The organism is Pseudomonas sp. Je.1.5.c, assembly GCF_051129895.1.
Classification (GTDB): Bacteria; Pseudomonadota; Gammaproteobacteria; order Pseudomonadales; family Pseudomonadaceae; genus Aquipseudomonas; species Aquipseudomonas urmiensis.
Genome location: NZ_JBCPSP010000003.1, coordinates 100,971 through 120,679, shown reverse-complemented (window position 1 = coordinate 120,679; position 19,709 = coordinate 100,971). Strand labels below are relative to the sequence as shown.

The following is a 19,709-nucleotide window of genomic DNA, read 5'->3' as shown; positions in this document are numbered from 1 at the left end:
GATAGGGTTGACCGGTCGCTGACCGGCACCCCAGAGGAAGGATCGGAACGTGATTGGACGTTTGCGTGGCACCCTGGCGGAAAAACAACCGCCGCACCTGATTATCGACGTCAATGGCCTGGGCTATGAGCTTGAAGTGCCAATGACCACCTTGTACCGCTTGCCCAAGGTCGGCGAGCCGGTGACCTTGCACACCCATCTGGTGGTGCGTGAGGACGCTCACCTGCTCTATGGCTTCGCCGAACGCCGTGAGCGCGAGCTGTTCCGTGAGTTGATCCGCCTTAACGGCGTCGGCCCCAAGCTTGCGCTGGCGCTGATGTCCGGTCTTGAAGTAAACGATCTGATCCGCTGCGTACAGGCCCAGGACGCTTCGGCGTTGGTGCGTGTGCCGGGGGTCGGCAAGAAGACCGCCGAGCGTCTGCTGGTCGAACTCAAGGACCGCTTCAAGGCCTGGGAAACCTCCCCCGCCATGTTCACCCTGGTGTCCGATGGCCCAGCTCCGGTCGGCAGCGCCTCCACTGCCGAGGCCGATGCGGTCAGCGCCCTGGTTTCGCTGGGTTACAAGCCTCAGGAAGCGAGCAAGGCAGTGTCGGCAATCAAAGACAAGGCCGGCATGAGCAGCGAAGACCTGATCCGCAGCAGCCTTAAAGGGATGATTAGCAAGTGATCGAAACCGACCGCCTGATCGCCGCCTCCGGACGCGACCGCGAAGAGGTCCAGGACCGCGCGATTCGCCCGCTGAGCCTGGATGAGTACATCGGCCAGCCGGTGGTGCGCGAGCAGATGGCACTGTTCATCCAGGCCGCGCGCGGTCGCAGCGAGTCGCTGGACCATACCTTGATCTTCGGCCCGCCGGGCCTGGGCAAGACCACCCTGGCCAACATCATCGCCCAGGAAATGGGCGTATCGGTGAAAAGCACCTCGGGGCCGATTCTTGAGCGTCCGGGTGACTTGGCAGCGATGCTGACCAATCTTGAGCCACATGATGTGCTGTTCATCGACGAGATTCATCGGCTGTCGCCGATCGTCGAGGAAGTGCTGTACCCGGCCATGGAAGATTTCCAGCTCGACATCATGATCGGCGAAGGTCCGGCAGCGCGCTCGATCAAGCTCGACTTGCCGCCATTCACCCTGGTTGGCGCGACCACCCGTGCCGGCATGCTCACCAATCCCTTGCGCGACCGCTTCGGCATCGTTCAGCGCCTGGAGTTCTACAGCGACAAAGACCTGGCCACCATCGTCAGCCGCTCGGCGGGCATCCTTGGCCTGGTGATCGATGCCCAGGGCGCCTTTGAAATCGCCCGCCGTGCCCGTGGCACGCCACGCATCGCCAACCGCCTGCTGCGCCGTGTGCGCGACTACGCCGAAGTGCGCGGCAAGGGCGAAATCACCAAGGCGGTGGCGGATCTGGCGTTGAACCTGCTGGATGTCGACGAGCGCGGCTTCGATCATTCCGACCGCCGCCTGCTGCTGACCATGATCGAGAAGTTCGACGGTGGTCCGGTGGGGGTCGACAACCTGGCGGCAGCGATCAGCGAAGAGCGGCACACCATCGAAGACGTGCTCGAACCCTACCTGATCCAGCAGGGCTACATCATGCGCACTCCGCGTGGGCGAGTGGTCACCCGGCATGCCTACCTGCACTTTGGCCTGAACATTCCTGGGCGATTGGGCGAGGGCGCTGACTTTTCTGATTCTGCCGATGAATGACAGATCAAACCGGGCTTTTTGTGGTCTCATCGCTGGCATGCTGATGGCGCGCTGGCAATACGACATTATCGATGAAAAAACAGTTGCCGGGGCGGATTGGCAAGCTGAGGAGTAAGCACTAGAGTATGCGCGCGCAAAATCAGCTGGAATCGTTCGCACACCGCTGTCGCGTCTATTACGAAGATACCGACGCAGGTGGCGTGGTGTATTACGTCAACTACCTGAAATTCATGGAGCGTGCGCGCACCGAGCGGCTGCGACACCTGGGCTTTTCCCAGCATCAACTGGCCGGGCAGAACCTGTTGTTCGTGGTGCATTCCAGCGAGGCGCGCTATCACGCGCCGGCCCGTCTGGACGACGAACTGCGAGTCACCGCGCAAGTAACTGAATTGAATCGCGCCAGCCTGCGTTTCGTGCAGCAGGTCTGGCGAGAAAAAGATGCAACGCTGCTCTGTGAGGGGCAGTTCCTGGTGGCCGCCGTGCGCGCCGACACTTTCAAACCCCGGGCCATCCCCCCAGAGCTGCGCGACGCTTTCCTGGCGGACGGCACGGGTACTCAATCGATTGCAGGAGAATAAGCGTGGAAGCTAACGTCGTCGACCATACCTCCATGTGGAGTCTGGTCAGCAATGCCAGCGTGGTAGTACAGCTGGTAATGCTGACCCTGGTGGCCGCCTCGGTCACCTCATGGATCATGATCTTCCAGCGCAGCACCATGCTGCGCGCCGGTCGTCGTGCGCTGGATGCCTTCGAGGAGCGTTTCTGGTCGGGCATCGACCTGTCCAAGCTGTACCGCCAGGCGGGCAGCAACCCGGACCCGGATTCGGGTGTCGAGCAGGTCTTCCGGGCCGGTTTCAAAGAGTTCTCGCGCCTGCGCCAGCAGCCCGGTGTCGATCCGGATGCGGTCATGGAAGGCGTTGGCCGGGCCATGCGCGTGGCGATCTCGCGTGAGGAAGAAAAGCTTGAGCAAAGCCTGCCATTCCTCGCCACCGTCGGTTCGACCAGCCCGTACATCGGCCTGTTCGGTACCGTCTGGGGCATCATGAACTCCTTCCGCGGCCTGGCTTCGGCGCAACAGGCAACCCTGGCCACTGTAGCGCCAGGCATCGCCGAGGCCCTGATCGCCACCGCGATCGGCCTGTTCGCCGCGATCCCGGCGGTCATCGCCTACAACCGTTTCGCCGCGCGCAGCGAAGTGCTGATCGGTCGTTACTACACCTTCGCCGACGAGTTCCAGGCGATCCTGCACCGCAAAGTGCACACCAGCGAAGAGTAATCAGGTAGAAACCCATGGCCCGAGTTCGCCACAAACGCAAGCCGGTCGCCGAGATGAACGTGGTGCCTTACATCGACGTGATGCTGGTGCTGCTGGTCATCTTCATGGTGACGGCTCCCATGCTCAACCAGGGGGTGAAGGTCGACCTGCCCAAGGTTTCCAGCGAAGCCCTGCCGCAGGACAACAACGTCCAGATCCTCACTATCTCGATCAAAGCCGACAAGACCTACTACTGGAACCTTGGCAGCGAGGTCGACACCGACAAGCAGATGGACAAGGCCATGACCTTGCCGGACATGACCAGCGCCGTGACCAAGATCATCGCCGCCGGTCGTGACCAGGGCAAGCAGACCCAGGTCTTCATTCGTGGCGACAAGGCTGTCGACTACGGCGCGGTCATGGGTGCCATGGGCGGGTTGCAGAAGGCCGGTGTCGGTAACGTTGGCCTGATTACCGAGGCGCCCTGATGCAGCAGCGAGAGCCATCCGCCTCGGAAAGCTACTTCTGGCCCAGTGTCTGGGCCATCGGCCTGCACGTGCTGGTGTTCGCGCTGCTGTTCGTCAGCTTCGCCATGACTCCGGAGCTGCCACCGTCCAAGCCGATCGTCCAGGCTACCCTGTATCAGCTCAAGTCCAAGAGCCAGGCGACTACCCAGACCAATCAGAAGATTGCCGGGGAGGCGAAGAAAACCGCCTCGCGCCAGACCGAAGTCGAGCAGCTTGAGCAGAAGAAGGTCGAGCAGGAGGCCGTGAAGGCCGCGGAACAAAAGAAAGCCGATGCGGCTCAAAAGGCCGAGGAGGCTCGCGAAGCCGCCGAAGCGAAGAAAGCCGAGGAAGCGGCCAAGACCGCCGAAGCCAAGAAGGCCGCCGAGGCCAAGAAAGCCGAAGAAGCCAAGAAGGCCGCTGAAAAGCAGCAGGCCGACATCGCCAAGAAAAAAGCCGAAGACGAGGCCAAGAAAAAGGCCGAGGAAGAAGCCAAAAAAGCGGCAGCTGAGGAGGCGAAGAAAAAAGCCGCCGAAGACGCCAAGAAAAAAGCAGCCGAGGACGCCAAGAAGAAAGCGGCGGCCGAGGATGCGAAGAAGAAGGCAGCTGAAGAGGCCAAGAAAAAGGCCGCGGCAGACGCCCAGAAGAAGAAAGCACAGGAAGCAGCCCGCAAGGCGGCAGAAGACAAGAAAGCCCAGGCCCTGGCCGAGCTGTTGTCCGACAGCACCGAGCGGCAGCAGGCGCTGGCTGACGAGCAGGGTGACCAGGTGGCCGGCGACTTCGACGACCTGATCCGCATGCGCGCAGCCGAAGGTTGGGCGCGTCCGCCTTCCGCACGCAAGGGCATGACGGTAGTTCTGCAGATCAACATGCTGCCGGACGGTACCATCACCAGCGTCGGCGTATCCCGCTCCAGTGGAGACGGTCCGTTCGACAGCTCGGCGGTGGCAGCAGTGAAGAACATTGGTCGATTGACCGAAATGCAGGGCTTGAAGCCGAACGAGTTCAATCCGTATCGTTCATTCAAGATGACATTTACACCTGAGGATCTAGCGTTGTGATTAAACTCCTTCGAGGACTGCTGGTCATGCTCTGCTGCGTGGCAGGTATGGCCGTAGCAGAGGAAAAGAACATCCTGGTCACCAGCGGTAGCGACCGGGCCACGCCCATCGCGGTAGTGCCGTTCGGTCTGCAGGGTGGCAGCGTGTTGCCAGAAGACATGGCCGATATCATCGGCAATGACCTGCGCAACTCTGGCTACTACTCGCCCATTCCACGCCAGAACATGATCAGCCAGCCGACCCAGGCCAGCGAAGTCATCTTCCGTGACTGGAAGGCCCTGGGCGCGCAATACGTGATGGTCGGCAGCATCGTGCCATCCGGTGGTCGCCTGCAGGTGCAGTACGCCCTGTTCAACGTCGCCACCGAACAGCAAGTGCTGACCGGCAGCGTCGCCGGTACTGTCGACCAGCTGCGTGACATGTCGCACTACATCGCCGACCAGTCGTTCGAAAAGCTCACTGGCATCAAGGGTGCGTTTTCCACCCGCATGCTGTACGTGACTGCCGAGCGCTTCTCGACCAACAACACCCGCTACACCCTGCAGCGCTCGGACTACGATGGCGCGCGTGCGGTGACCCTGCTGCAATCGCGCGAGCCGATCCTGTCGCCGCGCTTTGCACCGGATGGCAAGCGTATCGCCTATGTCTCGTTCGAGCAGCGCCGTCCGCGCATCTTCGTCCAGCACATCGATACCGGCCGCCGCGAGCAGGTGACCAACTTCGAAGGCCTCAACGGTGCTCCGGCCTGGTCGCCGGATGGTTCGCGCCTGGCCTTCGTGCTGTCCAAGGACGGCAACCCGGACATCTACGTGATGAACATGGGTTCGCGTCAGATCAGCCGCGTGACCGCAGGCCCCGGCATCAACACCGAGCCGTTCTGGGGTAAAGACGGCAACACCCTGTACTTCACCTCCGACCGTGGCGGCAAGCCGCAGATCTACAAGACCTCGGTCAGTGGTGGTGGCGCCGAGCGTGTAACTTTCGTGGGTAACTACAACGCCAACCCGAAACTGTCGGCGGATGAAAAGACCCTGGTGATGATCCATCGCCAACAAGGTTTCACCAACTTCAAAGTGGCGGCCCAGGACCTGCAACGTGGAAGTGTAAAGATTCTCTCTGATACAAGTCTTGATGAGTCTCCCACTGTTGCGCCAAACGGCACCATGCTAATCTACGCCACCCGCCAGCAGGGCCGGGGAGTCTTGATGCTCGTCTCTCTCAACGGACGCGTGAGGCTCCCGCTTCCTACCGCGCAAGGCGAAGTCAGAGAACCGTCCTGGTCCCCTTACCTGAACTGATTGCGGCGTAATACGTTTTGCTTAACACACTGGGGTTTCATTAGGAGTTTCACGATGGAAATGCTGAAGTTTGGTAAATTCGCTGCGCTGGCTCTGGCCATGGCTGTAGCTGTAGGTTGCTCTTCGAAAGGTGGCGACAACGCCGGTGAAGGCGCTGTAGATCCTAACGCTGGTTACGGTGCCAACACTGGCGCTGTTGATGGCAGCCTGAGCGAAGAAGCCGCCCTGCGCGCAATCACCACCTTCTACTTCGAATACGACAGCTCGGACCTGAAGCCAGAAGCCATGCGCGCTCTGGACGTTCACGCCAAGGACCTGAAGTCCAACGGCAACCGCGTTGTTCTGGAAGGCAACACCGACGAGCGCGGCACCCGCGAGTACAACATGGCTCTGGGTGAGCGTCGCGCCAAGGCTGTCCAGCGTTACCTGGTTCTGCAGGGCGTTTCCCCTGCTCAGCTGGAGCTGGTTTCCTACGGTGAAGAGCGTCCAGTTGCTACCGGCAACGACGAGCAATCCTGGGCTCAAAACCGTCGCGTAGAACTGCGTAAGTAAGTCCTATGCGTACGTGCCGCCGTGCTTTGACCGTCCTCGTACTCAGCCTGCCCCTCACGGCGTGGGCTGCGGTTCCTGTAGTAGATGACAACGCGAGCAGTTATCCGCCCGCGGGTTATGGCACGAGCGGCGCCTATGCCGGAGCAGGGGCTTCAACCCCTGCTTCTGCACAGGGCCAGCTGTTCATGCAGCTGCAACAGATGCAGGATCAGATTTCCCGCCAGCAAGGCATCATCGAAGAGCTGCAAAACGATGTGTCGCGTATGAAGCAGGAAAACCTGGAGCGTTACCAGGATCTGGACCGTCGCATCAACAGTGGTGCCGCGCCTGCCGCGACCCCCGAGAATTCCCCCGCTGGTAGCGCTCCCGCTACTGGTGCGCCTGCCACCGATGGCGGCGCTGCTGCCCAGCCGCCTGCCACGAGCAGCGAGCCGGGTGATCCGGCGAAAGAGAAGCTCTATTACGATGCCGCTTTCGACCTGATCAAACAGAAAGACTTCGACAAGGCCAGCCAGGCGTTCAACGCCTTCCTGCGCAAGTACCCCAACAGCCAGTACGCCGGCAACGCGCAGTACTGGTTGGGTGAAGTGAACCTGGCCAAAGGCGACCTGCAAGGTGCCGGCCAAGCCTTCGCCAAGGTCAGCCAGTCGTACCCTAAGCACAGCAAGGTGCCTGACTCGTTGTACAAGCTGGCCGACGTCGAGCGTCGTCTGGGCCACACCGACAAGGTCAAGGGCATCCTGCAGCAGGTAGTCACCCAGTACCCCGGCACTTCTGCCGCGCAACTGGCGCAACGCGACCTGCAAAAGCTCTAAGTGATACCGCTTGAAAGAAACCCGCGCTTGTCGCGGGTTTTTTCGTTAGAATCTTGGCCCTTTTATCAAAATACGCTGCCGCGGATAACGCTTTGTCGAGTCCGCGACAGTGCCTGACGGAGGCGGACAGCCTGTTTAGCTGTCACGCCCGTGGCGATCATGCAAGATACATTACGCATCACCGAAGTCTTTTACTCGTTGCAGGGTGAAACGCGAACGGCTGGGCTGCCCACGGTTTTCGTGCGCCTGACCGGTTGCCCCCTGCGCTGCCAGTACTGCGACAGCGCCTATGCCTTCACCGGCGGCACTATCCGCAGCCTCGACTCGATCCTCGAGCAGGTGGCCGGCTTTCGTCCGCGCTATATCTGCGTCACCGGTGGTGAGCCGCTGGCGCAACCTAACGCACTGCCACTGCTAGAACGTCTGTGCGACGCCGGCTACGAGGTTTCGCTGGAAACCAGCGGTGCCCTGGACATCTCCCGGGTAGATCCGCGAGTCAGCCGGGTGGTTGACCTCAAGACCCCTGGCTCGGAAGAGTCGCACCGCAACCTTTACCAGAACATGGAACTGCTGACCAACAACGATCAGGTCAAGTTCGTCATCTGTTCGCGTGAGGACTACGACTGGGCAGTGTCCAAGTTGATTCAGTACAACCTGGCAGAACGCGCCGGCGAGGTGTTGTTCTCGCCTAGCCACCATCAGGTCAACGCCAGCGACCTGGCCGACTGGATCGTTGCCGATAACCTGCCCGTACGTTTCCAACTGCAACTGCACAAGTTGCTGTGGAACGACGAACCCGGACGCTGAGAGGAAACTACATGACTGACAAACGCGCGGTAATCCTGCTGTCCGGTGGGCTGGACTCGGCCACGGTCGTGGCCATGGCCAAGGCCGAGGGCTACAGCTGCTACACCATGAGCTTCGACTATGGCCAACGCCACCGCGCCGAGCTCGATGCAGCGGCGCGTGTCGCCCGTGACCTGGGAGTGGTCGAGCACAAGGTGATCGGCCTGAACCTCAACGGTATTGGTGGTTCGGCCCTGACCGACAGCAGCATCGATGTGCCTGAGACGCCAGGTGAGGGCATCCCGGTGACCTACGTGCCAGCGCGTAACACCGTGTTCCTGTCCCTGGCGCTGGGCTGGGCGGAAGTGCTCGAGGCGCGCGACATCTTCATCGGCGTCAATGCGGTGGACTATTCCGGTTATCCCGATTGCCGTCCTGAGTTCGTCGAAGCGTTCGAGCGCATGGCCAACCTGGCGACCAAGGCTGGGGTAGAAGGGCAGGGCTTCCGCATCCAGGCGCCGCTGCAGAACATGAGCAAGGCGCAGATCATCCAGGCTGGCGTCGAGCGTGGTGTCGACTACAGCCTGACGGTGTCTTGCTACCAGGCTGATGACCAGGGCCGCGCGTGCCGCAAGTGCGACAGCTGCCGCTTGCGGGCTGATGGCTTCAAGGCTGCTGGCGTCGAAGATCCGACCCCATATTTTTAAAAAAAACGTGTGATGGGGTGTTGATTTCTCGTTAGAAATCAGTATTATACGCGCCATCCAACGGGTCGTTAGCTCAGTTGGTAGAGCAGTTGGCTTTTAACCAATTGGTCGTAGGTTCGAATCCTACACGACCCACCATATTCACAGCGGTAATGCAGGTACTAGGAAGGGAAGGCCCGTCACAGCCAATCTAGTCGTGCTGCCGTCTGGAGCGAACCTTAGGCCCGCTTTGATGTGATGTCAATATGGAATAGCCCGCCGCTTATGGCGGGTTTTTCCGTTTCTGGATCAAAAAACTCAATGACTTAGCAGCTTTCAGGGCTGTTTCAGTGCGTTTTCGTTTTGGATGTGCAGAGGCTTTTAAAGCGCGCAGCTAAAGGCATGGCGCCGGATTTCCAGCACCATTCATTGAGGCAGCACTTTCCTACCCCGGCAGCTTTAGCGTTGCTCGTAATGGCTGATTGCCATTCGTCGGCAAAGCGCTATGGAGAGGCTCTGGCGGAGTACATCGAGCGTGTGTGAGAAGATGAAGCGCAGATGAAAGGTGTTGCTCCAGCATTCCTCGATATCAGGTTGAACAGCAGGTTAGGACTGAACATCTCTTCTGGGGGATGCAGTGTGCTGGGGCAGATCTCGTTGTTGGGCAGCAGACACAGGCCTGGTTCAGGTCCTCCACCACCATGATGATTCTGCGCCTCAGTTCGACGTCGTCCCGACTCTACGCGTGCCTGCGCTTGACCGGCCCTTGCGGACGGCGCCCCACTTTCGTCAGCACGCCTGACCAAATGCAAAGCACCCTGTTGGACACTGCGCTGATGCAGCACGTCTCTCATGTGGTCGTAATCGGCCTCGATGTAACTCATCGTTGTGGCGATGTTCGAGTGGTTCAGCAGGTTTTTGGTGACGTGGATGTTCCTTTCCGGCTGTTTCATCAGGTCGGTGGCCAGTGTGTGCCTGAACCGGTGCGGTGTCATACGCACGCCGAGCTTCTCGATCAGCTTCTTGTACATCGCCTCGACTTGATCGGAGGTCATGACAGACCCCCTGTAGTGCCTCGAGAATCGGTTGACGTTGAACAACTGATCCCCAGGCTGGAATCCAAAACGATCAGCTTCGTCCAGCAGCCGCCAGATATACGGCGCAAGCCCGTCAACAATCGGGATGCGGAACTCTCGGTGGGTCTTCTCAGTTTCCCCACGGACCAGGATTAGCTGGTTGTCCCAGTCGATATCTTGGCGACGTATGCACAGCAGAGCATTCAAGCGCACGCCGGTGTAGTAGAACATTTCAAACGTTGCGAGCCAGAACCAGGCCGGTGTGATCCGAGCTCTCTCACCTGTGGCCAGCTCTTGATCGACCAGGCTGCGAAGCCAGCGCCTTGCATCGAGAATAGCGTTGCTGGCGATAATCTTGCTCGGTCGCTTCGGAGCGATCACGGTAGTTTTCTTGAACGGATTAACAATGGACTTGGGCAAGATTCCGTACTCAATGCCATAGCCCCAGATAGTCCGGAGATGATTCGAGTAGGTGTTCCAGCTTCGTTTCGACAAGCCTTCGTCAAGAAGACTGGTTCGCCATGCCAGGATCTGCCGTCGCTCAAGAAGGGTGACATCGGCATCCTTACCGAAATACTTCACCAAACGCTTCATCGCAGCACCATAAATCTTCGTGCTTGCTACACGAAGGTCATGATCGAGGATGTAGTTCTGCAGCAGTTCATCAGGCCTCATTCTGAGGCCCTCCTTCTGCGATCCGCGACAGGCTTGGGTTATTGAGCGGGAGTTGGTTGAACAGAATCTTTGGATCGAGGAGAAGGTATCCCTTCAATTGCTTGGTATTGCGGGGACCCACTACGTTGAAGGTCCAAATGTTGAGTTTTTTCGGTGTCTTCTGATGGAGCTTCTCTTTTTCAAATGCACGCTGGACTAACTGCCAGGCCTTGTTTGGTTGGTTCTGTACTTGACGTTCCAGCTCAGGATGTTCAAGCACATAGCGCTTGAAAATCCCTGGTGTTACGAGCATCGCGGTATCGTCAACAGTGTGAACCAGGGCCTTGGCGTCGTTGATGATAATTTTGTGGGAGTTGATGCCGGCCTGTAGCCAGGCAACGAAGCTATCCCCCAGAGTGGTACTGATAGGCATTGTATTCTTGTCTTTCGGTGCAGCAGACCCATCCAGGGTCTCTGAAGAGTCTTCAGCCTGCTCCAGCTCCTCCGTAAGTGGGGTCGGAGCGGCTGCCGGGCCAGGGCTAGTGTTTAGCTCTTCTGATGGCGAAGTGATACTACCAAAAAGCGACAATAATTCGTCGCGCTCCGACGACTGGATCCCATCTCTCGGACCTGGCTGGACCAATTTCCTTGGTGTCGGTGGTTGAGTTGAGGGGTTCTCAGGCGCCACCACAGGCTCATCGGGGACTGTGCAGACAGTTTCAGGGCTTTGAGCGGTGGACGCGGGTTCTGGATCAGCCTCTATCGAGATACTCCCGACGTAGGCCTCGGGCCGATCAGCTGCGTTTGGCCAAATGAGTGCCGGCGCAATTTTTAAGAATGTGAACGTGTTCTTCCATCCTCGGCCGTTATCAACTGTGGCTTTCCAGATAGCCTTGTCCTGGTTATTTGTCTGGATAACAGCTTGGTCCTGGAGCATGTTAAAGAATGGCGCGTTCGAGCTGGGGATCGCCTCAATGCCCTGGCTAAGTAGGTATGCTCGAAGTTGATCCGCTGTAGGTTTGCTGACCAGCCACAGAGCATCCTGTGTCAGCCATCCATCTGCAGGACCATCAGGCTGGTTCAGTTTGAACTTGTCTAGGACCAGCAGGCGAAGGCCGTCGGCCAGCTGACGTTGTAGAGACTTCTTGGGTGCCGAAAGAGCGCGTTCTGGGTTGCCGCCCAGTTGCTGGGCTACCGACGCCTTGTCGGCCTGGATCACGATCTCGCCCAGGATCCCGGCATTCTCATAGCGGCCGGCCAGCAGGTAGATCAACTGCTTCCACAACTCGGGGAAGCCACTGAGCCAGTCGAGGATGCCCGCGTCCAGGATCTGCATGTAGATCAGCGCTGATGCAGCACCATGCAATTGGTACTCCCGACCTTTCACATACTTGAAGCGATATGGTCTAGCGATCGGACCGTGCCACGGATGCCAGAGCTGGCCACCCTGGAGCTCCACTCGGATGTCGACTGCTATCTTTCCGAGGTCGTGGAGGAGGGCTCCATAAGCTGCTGCCGCAGTCCACGCTTCTGCTTGTGCCGATTGCGACTCAGGCGGAGCTCCGATCGGGAGCAGGTGGGTCTGGCGTATCTTGAGCGCGTAAGCCACGATCTCCAGGCCATGATCCAGCAGGCCACCCAAGTGGGCGTGGTGGTGATTCTCAGAAGCTGGGAGCAACTGCACCAGTTCGGCATAGCGCTCGAGCGGCTTAAGGTAGAGGGTATTGAACTGGGGGCGTGACAACGAAGCGTGGCGCCAGATGTTCTCCAGCAACTCCTGACGGAGAGGGCTCTGAAGTAGAGCTGCTGCCTTCGTCGGCAAGTGGAAGCCTTGGGGAGATGCTTTTGACGTTGGTTTGGCCGACTTGCGGCCCAACCAGGAGAGGAGGTGCATAGAGTGCTCCATGGGGTGTGCATGGAGCGGGCTTTTCCTTGAAATGGCCTCTTGCTATCTACCCGAAAGCATTTTCAGGCGAGCCCATGATTTTGAGGCAAATGGCCATCTTTTGTTGAATGGTGGGAAATTGAACTCATTCTGCCACCCGTTGCACTGCCAATGACCAGACATTTGAAGTGAAATTGACTAACGCACGGCATGTCCTTGACTGGCAGGTGCCGACCCATTGCGGCCATTCGCGGAGGCCAATAAACGGCCCATTGCACCCCTTCGACCCTATCGCTCGATAGGTGATCATGGCGCACTTCGATACAGATATGGCCTAGTTCGAAGCTACCATCTTGGCCCTGTGGGGCTATTTCAAGCGTTGCTACAGTGGGCTCCAACACCCACTACGAGCAACTACCCCATGAACAACCGCCTTGATTACTTCAAACTGTCTCCCCAAGCGTCCAACAAACTGGTGGAGCTCACCCTGCAACTGAGCAAGAAGCCGCTACTGGCCGATCTTGCCCACCTGATCATGTTGCGCGCTTCGCAGCTCAACGGCTGTTCGTTCTGCGTGGATATGCATGTGAAAGAGGCCAAGATCCATGGCGAGCGCGAGCTGCGTCTTCACCACGTGGCCGTCTGGCGTGAGTCACAGCTGTTTTCGCCAGCAGAGCGGGCGGCGCTGGAGTGGACTGAAGCCCTGACCCAACTGCCGCCTCATGGTATCTCCAACAGCCTGTATGCGAGTGCGCGTGAGCAGTTTTCCGAGCAGGAGCTGTCGGATTTGTCGTTCCTGATCGTCGCCATCAATGGCTGGAATCGCCTCAATGTGGCTTTCCAGGCGATCCCGGGCTCGTCCGATGAACTCTTCGGCCTGAACAAGGCCAACCTCAACTGAGTAACTTGCTGATCAACGCGCCAAGCTGCTCGCCTGGAGCAGTCGTGGCGCAGTTGGTAAAACTCAGGAGCAGACCTGACTGACGCTGCGATGAGGCAGCCCAGCGCGACAACGCTTGTACCGACATGCCCCTCGCCAGCACCTGCTCGGCCAGGGCGGTGTCGCTTACGTCCTCCGGTAAACGCAGTACCAGGTGCATACCGCCTGGCGAGCGTTCCACCTGCATACCCTTCGGCAAACTCCGCTCCAGTGCTTCGATGGTCAATGCCCGTCGCTCGTTGTAGAGGCGGCGCATGCGTTGGATATGCCGAGCGAAGTGTCCCTCGGCAACGAACTCCGCCACCAAAGCCTGGGTAATTGACGGTGACCCGGCAGCAAACAAGGCCCGTCCGACGCGCTCGAACGCTGCCACCCGCGCCTGCGGCACCACCAGATAAGCCAGGCGAATACCGGGAAACAGCACCTTGCTGAAGGTGCCGGCATACAGCACGCGCCCATGGCGATCCAAGCTGGCCAGCGCTGGAAGTGGACGGCTGACGTAGCGGTACTCGCCGTCGTAATCGTCCTCGACAATCCAGCCACCGGTGCGGGCAGCCCAATCGAGTAGCAGTTGTCGGCGTGGCAGCGACAGTGCCATCGACAGCGGGCTCTGATGCCCTGGTGTCACCATGACGACCTGAGCAGCCCGAGAACCCGCGATGGCGTGTTCTACGTTCATGCCTTCTGCATCAACCGGCACCGCTTCCAGGTCCAGGCCGAACTGGCGAAGCACCTGGCGCGTAGTGGGATAGCCCGGGTCTTCCACCCAGGCGCACTCGCCTGGCTGCAACAGGGTATGTGCGACTAAGGACAGGCTATTGCGCCAACCGCTGGTGATAAACACCTGATGGGCACCGCAATCGATACCTCGGGACACCTGCAGATACGAAGCAATGGCGCTGCGCAACGCTGCCAGGCCGTGGGGTGCAGGATAGTCCAGATCTCCCAGACGCATCCCACGGAGATACCGAGCACCGAGACGCGCCCATATCTTGCGCGGAAATGCATCCAGCGCCGGTACCCCCATCTGGAACGGCAACAGCTGCGGTGGACGCCAGAGCGAATCAGGCGCGTCTTCGATCACTTGGCTGCTGACTGGCAATACGGTGGCCGCTGACACAGGCTTCTGCAGTTCAGGATTGATTACGGTGCCTTTCTGCCCGAGCGCCAGGAGGTACCCTTCGCTGGCCATCAGCGAATAGGCCAGTTCGACGGTGCCACGTGCCACCCCCAGCTCCTTAGCCATGGCGCGCGCCGACGGCAAGCGGTCACCGGGGGACAACGTGCCAGCGGCAACGGCGGCCAGCACGCGGTCGTACAGTTGACGATACAGGGGCAAGGCGGACTGCTCTTCCAAGGGAGCAAAAGGCGGCTTGGGGGAGGTCATCATGGCCTAGTTCATATCCCATTTCTTGGATCAATCAAGTGGGTCAATGGTAGTCCAATATAGCTCCATCACCTACTGATGAGGGCAACTCCCATGAAATTCCCTTTGCACAACTTCATACCCAGCGTGCTCGACCTGGCCGATACCGCCCTGCGTCCCTTGGACAGCACCCATGACCTGTGCAGCGCATTCCCGGTAATGCAGCAATTGCGCCCTCATCTGACGAGCGAAGCCGACTTCGTCAGCCGCATCGAGCGTATGCGCCTTGAAGGCTATCGCCTGATTGGCGCTTATGACGCAGGCGTTCTTGTAGCACTGGCTAGTTACCGCTTTCAGGAAAACCTGGTCTACGGCGCATTCCTGTATGTCGATGACCTTGTAACCGCCGAGGCTCAGCGGGGTGGCCAGTGGGGATCGCGCTTATTGCAAGCTTTGGAACGACTGGCGCGCGCCAGCGGTTGTGCACGCCTGGTGCTCGACACGGGTTTGGCCAACGCCCGCGCGCAACGTTTTTACTTCCGTGAAGGCCTGTTGACGGGTGCACTGCGCTTTCAAAAACAGTTCGATACGCCATAACCCGCATGCACATCCAAGGAGGCAAACCTCATGACATCGTCCCAACAGCCACTTGCTCCTTTGCGCATTCTTCGCCTGGTCACCAGCCCCAATGCAGAGGCTTCGGAAAGTCTGAAGCTGTCCCAGCAGATCCTGTTCGCCTTGGCCACCGAGGCCGGCAGAAGGGGTATCCAGTTGACCGATTTAGACCTCAACACCATGGCCCCAGTCGATGCCCCTTACGCCCAGGCATTAGCGAATCAACGCGTAGTCACGGCAAGTGGGCGGGACAGTACGTTGAGCCGTTCCAACGAATTGATCGACCAACTGCAAGCATGCGACGTACTGCTGATTGCCACGCCGATGCACAACTACAGCGTGCCCGCTCCACTCAAGATGTGGATCGACCACGTGGTACGCGTGGGCAAAACGTTTGTGGGCACCGCCAAAGGCAAAGTCGGAAATCTGACGGATCGTCCGGTTTACGTCGCAATCGCTAGCGGGGGCTACATCAACGGCCCACAGGCCCGTCAACCGGACTTTCTGCGCCCCTACCTGTCCGCCGTCTTTGCCACCATCGGTCTCACTCAGGTGCATTACTTCACCGTTGAGGGTACCGCCAAGGGGGTAGAGTCACTGAATACTGGAAGGGCAACAGGGTACGGTGATGTGCAGGCGTACTTTGTTAGGCATAGCCGTCGAGTGGATCAAGTCTAAAGTCCGCTTCAGGGCCGACATCTACTCCAAGTGTTTAGGTTTGCATCTCAACTGGGCCGTATGCCAACAAGCGGCCACGCTCTTCATCGCTCATACAAAGGAAAAGAAATCATGAATCGTCTCAATTGGTTTGAAGCTTCGCCTGGTGCAGCTAAGGCCCTCGGCGGCGTGCATCATTTCGTGACCACCGCGACAAATTTGCCAGCCTCGTTGATCCACCTCGTGTTTCTCAGAGTGTCTCAAATCAACGGCTGCGCTCATTGCATTGATCTTCACTCACGCGATCTGATCAAAGCAGGTATGTCAGTGGACAAGGTGCTGTTAGTGCCGGTATGGCATGAAGCGCAATATTTGTTCTCGGATCAGGAGCGCTCAGCACTGGCTTGGGCGGAAGAAGTCACCAGGGTAAGCGAGACACAGGTATCCGACGAAGCTTATGCAGCCGCATCGGCGATGTTTGTTGAAAAGGATCTTGTTGACCTGACAGCGGCGATTGCCGCAATGAATGCGTTCAACCGTATGGGCGTCAGCTTCCGACTCAAACCTGCGGCTAGGGCTTGATGACCTAGTGGCTCGGCCTGGAGAGGTAATACTTCGGAGACGGCACCTCGCTCCTATCGCGTACCGTCTGCTTCAGGCCAATTGCTGCCCTTTCCGAACGACCGCTATGGGTCGGAAGCAGTCAGTCGCGACCGGCGGCTTTCATTATTTGGAAGGCCTTTTTGTCCTTCCCCTTTTGGGGTAGGGCTTTTACCATTCTGATCCATTCCATTATCCCTTCAGGCCATTTCCTTTTGGGCCATTCCCCTTTAAGTCTGGTGTAGGTGCTGCAGGTGCAAAGACACCTCCATGGCATCATGGAGAATCCGGACAATTTCGATCACCTGGTCGTCCACCTGGCGGTAGAACACAACGTGTCGGGGGCGGATCACGCGGTCAGTTGCCACTTCGAGCCGGCAGAAAAACAGATGCAGGCTCCTGAGACCAGGTGCGAGCTCATCTCGTGCTGAGCTGCCCACTCGGCTAGGCTCTTCTGCGATCGACAGGAATGTGGTCTGCAGCAGACCTTGGTAGCGTCGACGAGCGCCTTCGCCAAACTTCACCTCGGTGAAGCGAAGAATGTCCACGATGTCAGTGCGTGCTTGATGTGAGATCCTAAACGCCATCTTCCTCATTCTTTTTTACTCGCCACCTGGCCCAGCTCATCGAGATAGGTGCCAAGCTGGTCTGCATCAACCTCATCAAACTCAGCCGCTTCGAGCTGCATCAGGCCAACCGAGGTGGCGTTCCGCAGAGCTTCGAGGCGCGCCGACTCTTCAGCCTCATGCTCGAGCACCATTCGTAGGCCTGCGCGCACGACCTCACTGAAATTCTGATACCGGCCCGATTTCACGAGCGCTTCAATGGACTGCTCCATCGGGTTTGGGACGACGATATTGTGGGTGGCCATGGGCTGCTCCAACGGATATTTAGGTATGGCGTCTTATGCCATATGCCTTGATAAATTGCCAAAGGTATCGTATACATGATGGCAAGGTGCTCTCAGAGCAAGGAGATAGGATCATGACCTCAGCCGCTTCGACGACATTCCCTCACCGCCTTGGTCGGACTGTGGGGCTTGCTGTGCGTTTCAGTCTCCATGACCGCAAACCAAAGGTTCGTTGGGTGAAGCGTGCGATTGTCGCTTCAGTCCTCCTAGCCCTGTTTGTGACCTCTTTTACTTGGCTCATCAGTTCTGTAATCACGCTGGGATGTCTTGGACTCTTGGTTCTAGCATTAACGAAAGGGGATTCGACACTTCTTACATCGGCTCTAGGCCAAGGTGGAGGCGTCGTTGGCACCGAAGATGCCGAGCCAGAAGTGCCCTTTTATGGTGAGTATGAGCATCCCGATTATCATATGTATTACAAAGACTGAGTCATGAAATAAGGCCGGACCGATGTCCGGCTTTTTTTATTTCACAGATTTGAGCGTGTCCGTTGAGAGTTTTCCAACGCTGTCGCCCGATCGCTGTAAATCTTTGGTTCCCGTTGTAAGACCCGAGATAAGATTTCCGGTTTGAACGCCTGCCCAGCCAAGCGCAGCTACCCAAAATGCAGGAAGAATCAGGAACATTGCCCCCATTACGAAGTTTAGGATTGCATCTTGAGTTGTGGCGTTCAAACCCATGACTGGATCGAACGACAAGTGTGGGGAGCCAGATCCGTAGAAGGCATCAAGTATCGTACTATCAATCCAACGGGCAAGCTGAAACCAGAAGTCAACAAAGGTCAGTGCAAAGAAAACAACTGACATTGTCATAGCGACTTTGAGTTGATAGGCACCAATGATCAACACAATCGGGATGCAGATGATGAAAGCCATCTTCAGGAACGCCATGACCATGGGCAATGCCTGGCGAACAATGTCCATAGCAGGGAAGTAGGCAAGGGAGCCGACCGCGACACCTACCGTCCCACCGGCGCGCGCCATCATATTCCACATAGTGCCATCGATCTGGCCACCATAATCCGTGTAGATGTCACCATTGACCTGGCTGGATGGCGATACGATCTGCCGAATCATCGAGTCGGTGACTTCTTCCGGTGACAGCCACTTCGCCCAGCCCAGGAACTGATTCATCAGGGTTGGGTCGACCTGTGCCTGCAGGCGATCGCGCAGGCCGATCGTACCGTCCGACCACCACTGCCGGCAGGTGGGATACCCACCACCACCCGTGACCTGAGGCAAACCGTCATCACGTTTCACGTCGTATGGCCAGGCCGCTCGCGGGGTCCTCGAATAGTCGGTGTCGTAGTAGCCGGAGGTGTTCAGCAGATAGCGTGACCCGATCCAGTTGAGGTCCTGGAGTGCCTTTGGATTTTTGGCGATGGATCCGATGTCGGGCTGACGCATGAACAGACGCGCCCTCGAAGGGCCAAAGCAGTCATGGCTGAAGTCAGCGACTTCCTGGGCAAGTAGGGGGTTGTTGATCCGAGTCGCATCGACATCCATCCGCATCTGCCGAAGATCGGTACCACACGGGATTGCTGCTACCGCGCCGCTGTTGAACCCCTTGGACAGCGCGTGCATGAACGCCCACCAGACTGGAATCCTCGCGCTCTTGCCCGCCAGGGAGCTGAAGGTGGTGTTCCAGCCTGTCTCTGATGGGGCCGGGGTCATCACCTGGCACTGTTTAGCGCGCTGCTGATCGAACGCAAGGGTATCGAAGCCGACCGATACCAGTGGAATCGCGCACATCATTACGACGACGTAGCCAACGTAGAGCTTCGTTTCGATACGGGCCAGTGACAGTACGCCCTTGTTGCCCTCGTCAGCGCCTTCACCGCGGACCTTGATCCATTCTTGTGCCACGATGATGATGAAGGGCAGGGCGAAGAGGCCAGTGTCCGAGATCATGTCCCAGATCCCATTGTTAATCAGCCAGCCCACGATGGTCAGGTAATACTCTAGGTAGTCATTGGTGTAGAGCGTCATACGATCTCCAACCAGGCGATCGGGGCCTTGGCGATTTCAATAATCACGAAGAGCAAGATGACCAGGCCTTCTACCCGCCTGCGGCGATTCGAGGTCACATCGGACTGGTCTAGCGGAAGGCGATCGCGCACTTTCAGCCAGCCCACGATCACTACGGCATAGAGAAAAATCCTCCAAGCCAACAGCATCAGATAGTTGTCACCGCGCCACCTGAGCCAGTTCTCGAATACCCCGAGATGATTCAGGGCAATCACTCCAAGCGCTACGTTCGCCAGGAGCATGATTAAGCTGATGAGAAGACCGATCCCTACCTGCTTGAGGAGGGTGAATTTCGCATTCTGTTGTTCCATGA

The 19,709-nt window shown here is 58.3% G+C and carries 23 protein-coding genes and 1 tRNA gene; 17 read left to right on the top strand and 7 right to left on the bottom strand.

Annotated features, from left to right (window positions below; all coding sequences use genetic code 11):
* Positions 1–49 precede the first annotated feature (49 nt).
* The 12 genes from ruvA to AAZU54_RS04020 all read left to right on the top strand — a co-directional run bounded on the left by ruvA (position 50) and on the right by AAZU54_RS04020 (position 8,825).
* Positions 50–667 (top strand): Holliday junction branch migration protein RuvA, encoded by a 618-nt coding sequence (ruvA, locus tag AAZU54_RS04075; RefSeq protein WP_186555357.1) that lies wholly within the window; start codon positions 50–52, stop codon positions 665–667.
* A complete protein-coding gene (ruvB, locus tag AAZU54_RS04070; RefSeq protein WP_186555356.1) occupies positions 664–1,710 on the top strand; it encodes a Holliday junction branch migration DNA helicase RuvB in 1,047 nt (348 codons plus the stop codon). The genes ruvA and ruvB overlap by 4 nt, the downstream gene beginning before the upstream one ends.
* Positions 1,711–1,835: 125 nt before the next feature.
* Positions 1,836–2,288, top strand: a complete 453-nt coding sequence (ybgC, locus tag AAZU54_RS04065; RefSeq protein ID WP_186555355.1) for a tol-pal system-associated acyl-CoA thioesterase — start codon at positions 1,836–1,838, stop codon at positions 2,286–2,288.
* A gap of 2 nt (positions 2,289–2,290) precedes the next feature.
* On the top strand, positions 2,291–2,986 hold the full coding sequence (gene tolQ, locus AAZU54_RS04060; protein WP_010952367.1) for a protein TolQ: 696 nt from the start codon (positions 2,291–2,293) through the stop codon (positions 2,984–2,986).
* A 14-nt stretch (positions 2,987–3,000) separates the two neighbouring features.
* On the top strand, positions 3,001–3,453 hold the full coding sequence (gene tolR / locus AAZU54_RS04055) for a protein TolR (RefSeq protein ID WP_008090221.1): 453 nt from the start codon (positions 3,001–3,003) through the stop codon (positions 3,451–3,453).
* Positions 3,453–4,529, top strand: a complete 1,077-nt coding sequence (gene tolA, locus AAZU54_RS04050) for a cell envelope integrity protein TolA (protein ID WP_434726634.1) — start codon at positions 3,453–3,455, stop codon at positions 4,527–4,529. Before tolR ends, tolA begins: the two co-directional genes overlap by 1 nt.
* A 26-nt stretch (positions 4,530–4,555) precedes the next feature.
* Complete coding sequence (gene tolB / locus AAZU54_RS04045; protein ID WP_189661848.1) at positions 4,556–5,827, top strand: Tol-Pal system beta propeller repeat protein TolB; 1,272 nt, start codon at positions 4,556–4,558, stop codon at positions 5,825–5,827.
* A 54-nt stretch (positions 5,828–5,881) separates the two neighbouring features.
* Positions 5,882–6,379, top strand: a complete 498-nt coding sequence (gene pal, locus AAZU54_RS04040) for a peptidoglycan-associated lipoprotein Pal (RefSeq protein WP_008090230.1) — start codon at positions 5,882–5,884, stop codon at positions 6,377–6,379.
* A 5-nt stretch (positions 6,380–6,384) separates the two neighbouring features.
* Positions 6,385–7,194, top strand: coding sequence for a tol-pal system protein YbgF (gene ybgF / locus AAZU54_RS04035; protein WP_186555352.1), 810 nt, complete (start codon positions 6,385–6,387; stop codon positions 7,192–7,194).
* A 159-nt stretch (positions 7,195–7,353) separates the two neighbouring features.
* The gene (gene queE / locus AAZU54_RS04030) at positions 7,354–8,001 is read left to right on the top strand and encodes a 7-carboxy-7-deazaguanine synthase QueE (protein ID WP_186555351.1); all 648 of its coding nucleotides are present in this window, start codon (positions 7,354–7,356) and stop codon (positions 7,999–8,001) included.
* 11 nt (positions 8,002–8,012) lie between these two features.
* Positions 8,013–8,687 (top strand): 7-cyano-7-deazaguanine synthase QueC, encoded by a 675-nt coding sequence (queC, locus tag AAZU54_RS04025; protein ID WP_186555350.1) that lies wholly within the window; start codon positions 8,013–8,015, stop codon positions 8,685–8,687.
* A 62-nt stretch (positions 8,688–8,749) separates the two neighbouring features.
* Positions 8,750–8,825: transfer RNA gene (locus tag AAZU54_RS04020), tRNA-Lys, on the top strand.
* A gap of 344 nt (positions 8,826–9,169) precedes the next feature.
* Here AAZU54_RS04020 and AAZU54_RS04015 read toward each other — a convergent pair.
* Together AAZU54_RS04015 and mobH are read right to left on the bottom strand one after the other, a co-directional pair.
* Positions 9,170–10,417 carry a site-specific integrase gene (locus tag AAZU54_RS04015; RefSeq protein WP_434726633.1) on the bottom strand — a complete coding sequence of 416 codons (1,248 nt, stop codon included), beginning with the start codon at positions 10,415–10,417 and terminating at the stop codon, positions 9,170–9,172.
* Positions 10,407–12,290: a MobH family relaxase gene (mobH, locus tag AAZU54_RS04010; RefSeq protein ID WP_434726632.1), complete on the bottom strand. Its 1,884-nt coding sequence runs from the start codon at positions 12,288–12,290 to the stop codon at positions 10,407–10,409. The genes AAZU54_RS04015 and mobH overlap by 11 nt, the downstream gene beginning before the upstream one ends.
* 412 nt (positions 12,291–12,702) lie before the next feature.
* Between mobH and AAZU54_RS04005 the strand changes: the two genes are divergently transcribed.
* The gene (locus tag AAZU54_RS04005; RefSeq protein WP_012314955.1) at positions 12,703–13,182 is read left to right on the top strand and encodes a carboxymuconolactone decarboxylase family protein; all 480 of its coding nucleotides are present in this window, start codon (positions 12,703–12,705) and stop codon (positions 13,180–13,182) included.
* Here AAZU54_RS04005 and AAZU54_RS04000 read toward each other — a convergent pair.
* On the bottom strand, positions 13,175–14,611 hold the full coding sequence (locus tag AAZU54_RS04000) for a PLP-dependent aminotransferase family protein (protein ID WP_434726631.1): 1,437 nt from the start codon (positions 14,609–14,611) through the stop codon (positions 13,175–13,177). The two genes, AAZU54_RS04005 and AAZU54_RS04000, sit on opposite strands and share 8 nt — an antisense overlap.
* Before the next feature lie 90 nt (positions 14,612–14,701).
* On the opposite strand from AAZU54_RS04000, the gene AAZU54_RS03995 reads away from it, so the two are divergent.
* The 3 genes from AAZU54_RS03995 (at position 14,702) to AAZU54_RS03985 (ending at position 16,441) form a co-directional block, all read left to right on the top strand.
* Positions 14,702–15,184 carry a GNAT family N-acetyltransferase gene (locus AAZU54_RS03995; RefSeq protein ID WP_183675034.1) on the top strand — a complete coding sequence of 161 codons (483 nt, stop codon included), beginning with the start codon at positions 14,702–14,704 and terminating at the stop codon, positions 15,182–15,184.
* Positions 15,185–15,214: 30 nt separating this feature from the next.
* Positions 15,215–15,880 (top strand): FMN-dependent NADH-azoreductase, encoded by a 666-nt coding sequence (locus AAZU54_RS03990; RefSeq protein WP_434726630.1) that lies wholly within the window; start codon positions 15,215–15,217, stop codon positions 15,878–15,880.
* A gap of 111 nt (positions 15,881–15,991) precedes the next feature.
* On the top strand, positions 15,992–16,441 hold the full coding sequence (locus AAZU54_RS03985; RefSeq protein WP_060501481.1) for a carboxymuconolactone decarboxylase family protein: 450 nt from the start codon (positions 15,992–15,994) through the stop codon (positions 16,439–16,441).
* A 248-nt stretch (positions 16,442–16,689) separates the two neighbouring features.
* Here AAZU54_RS03985 and AAZU54_RS03980 read toward each other — a convergent pair whose 3' ends face one another.
* A complete protein-coding gene (locus AAZU54_RS03980) occupies positions 16,690–17,046 on the bottom strand; it encodes a type II toxin-antitoxin system RelE/ParE family toxin (RefSeq protein ID WP_434726629.1) in 357 nt (118 codons plus the stop codon).
* Between the two features lie 5 nt (positions 17,047–17,051).
* A complete protein-coding gene (locus AAZU54_RS03975; RefSeq protein WP_253131209.1) occupies positions 17,052–17,330 on the bottom strand; it encodes a type II toxin-antitoxin system ParD family antitoxin in 279 nt (92 codons plus the stop codon).
* Between the two features lie 113 nt (positions 17,331–17,443).
* On the opposite strand from AAZU54_RS03975, the gene AAZU54_RS03970 reads away from it, so the two are divergent.
* Positions 17,444–17,797 carry a hypothetical protein gene (locus AAZU54_RS03970; RefSeq protein WP_434726628.1) on the top strand — a complete coding sequence of 118 codons (354 nt, stop codon included), beginning with the start codon at positions 17,444–17,446 and terminating at the stop codon, positions 17,795–17,797.
* A 36-nt stretch (positions 17,798–17,833) separates the two neighbouring features.
* Here AAZU54_RS03970 and AAZU54_RS03965 read toward each other — a convergent pair whose 3' ends face one another.
* Positions 17,834–19,357, bottom strand: a complete 1,524-nt coding sequence (locus AAZU54_RS03965; protein ID WP_434726627.1) for a conjugal transfer protein TraG N-terminal domain-containing protein — start codon at positions 19,355–19,357, stop codon at positions 17,834–17,836.
* Positions 19,354–19,707, bottom strand: coding sequence for a hypothetical protein (locus AAZU54_RS03960; protein ID WP_434726626.1), 354 nt, complete (start codon positions 19,705–19,707; stop codon positions 19,354–19,356). Before AAZU54_RS03960 ends, AAZU54_RS03965 begins: the two co-directional genes overlap by 4 nt.
* Positions 19,708–19,709: the final 2 nt, after the last annotated feature.

Bases quoted from the DNA above. Each gene is read 5' to 3' on its own strand.
- ybgC (WP_186555355.1), top strand. From the start codon at position 1,836: ATGCGCGCGCAAAATCAGCTGGAATCGTTCGCACACCGCTGTCGCGTC.
- tolR (WP_008090221.1), top strand. From the start codon at position 3,001: ATGGCCCGAGTTCGCCACAAACGCAAGCCGGTCGCCGAGATGAACGTG.
- tolA (WP_434726634.1), top strand. From the start codon at position 3,453: ATGCAGCAGCGAGAGCCATCCGCCTCGGAAAGCTACTTCTGGCCCAGT.
- tolB (WP_189661848.1), top strand. From the start codon at position 4,556: ATGCTCTGCTGCGTGGCAGGTATGGCCGTAGCAGAGGAAAAGAACATC.
- pal (WP_008090230.1), top strand. From the start codon at position 5,882: ATGGAAATGCTGAAGTTTGGTAAATTCGCTGCGCTGGCTCTGGCCATG.
- ybgF (WP_186555352.1), top strand. From the start codon at position 6,385: ATGCGTACGTGCCGCCGTGCTTTGACCGTCCTCGTACTCAGCCTGCCC.
- queE (WP_186555351.1), top strand. From the start codon at position 7,354: ATGCAAGATACATTACGCATCACCGAAGTCTTTTACTCGTTGCAGGGT.
- queC (WP_186555350.1), top strand. From the start codon at position 8,013: ATGACTGACAAACGCGCGGTAATCCTGCTGTCCGGTGGGCTGGACTCG.
- AAZU54_RS04015 (WP_434726633.1), bottom strand. From the start codon at position 10,417: ATGAGGCCTGATGAACTGCTGCAGAACTACATCCTCGATCATGACCTT.
- mobH (WP_434726632.1), bottom strand. From the start codon at position 12,290: ATGCACCTCCTCTCCTGGTTGGGCCGCAAGTCGGCCAAACCAACGTCA.
- AAZU54_RS04005 (WP_012314955.1), top strand. From the start codon at position 12,703: ATGAACAACCGCCTTGATTACTTCAAACTGTCTCCCCAAGCGTCCAAC.
- AAZU54_RS04000 (WP_434726631.1), bottom strand. From the start codon at position 14,611: ATGATGACCTCCCCCAAGCCGCCTTTTGCTCCCTTGGAAGAGCAGTCC.
- AAZU54_RS03995 (WP_183675034.1), top strand. From the start codon at position 14,702: ATGAAATTCCCTTTGCACAACTTCATACCCAGCGTGCTCGACCTGGCC.
- AAZU54_RS03990 (WP_434726630.1), top strand. From the start codon at position 15,215: ATGACATCGTCCCAACAGCCACTTGCTCCTTTGCGCATTCTTCGCCTG.
- AAZU54_RS03985 (WP_060501481.1), top strand. From the start codon at position 15,992: ATGAATCGTCTCAATTGGTTTGAAGCTTCGCCTGGTGCAGCTAAGGCC.
- AAZU54_RS03980 (WP_434726629.1), bottom strand. From the start codon at position 17,046: ATGGCGTTTAGGATCTCACATCAAGCACGCACTGACATCGTGGACATT.
- AAZU54_RS03975 (WP_253131209.1), bottom strand. From the start codon at position 17,330: ATGGCCACCCACAATATCGTCGTCCCAAACCCGATGGAGCAGTCCATT.
- AAZU54_RS03970 (WP_434726628.1), top strand. From the start codon at position 17,444: ATGACCTCAGCCGCTTCGACGACATTCCCTCACCGCCTTGGTCGGACT.
- AAZU54_RS03965 (WP_434726627.1), bottom strand. From the start codon at position 19,357: ATGACGCTCTACACCAATGACTACCTAGAGTATTACCTGACCATCGTG.
- AAZU54_RS03960 (WP_434726626.1), bottom strand. From the start codon at position 19,707: ATGGAACAACAGAATGCGAAATTCACCCTCCTCAAGCAGGTAGGGATC.